1 protein-coding gene is annotated in these 232 nt (G+C 59.9%); it reads right to left on the reverse strand.

What is annotated here, in order from left to right; translation table 11 throughout:
• On the reverse strand, positions 1-232 hold a 232-nt coding region (locus F1735_RS38690; RefSeq protein WP_167241676.1), incomplete at both ends, for a transposase.

Below are 232 nucleotides of genomic sequence, written 5' to 3' on the forward strand. Positions count from 1 at the left end.
TGAATCTTCTGGACGCGGGCTTTCGCCTTCTTCCAATTGCTGCTGAACTTGACCTTGCGGCTCATGCGCCGCTGGTAGCGGGCAAGGTTCTGTTGGTGCTTCTTGAAACTGTTGAGTGGTGCGACGAAGCTGCCGTCGCTCATCGTGGCGAAGCGGGCGATGCCGACATCGATGCCGATGGCGCTCGTCGCCGTTGGCAATGGCTGTTCGGGCAGGATTTTCCCGGTGCCTG

It is taken from the genome of Massilia genomosp. 1 (genome assembly GCF_011682185.1).
Lineage (GTDB): Bacteria > Pseudomonadota > Gammaproteobacteria > Burkholderiales > Burkholderiaceae_D > Telluria_A > Telluria_A rubra.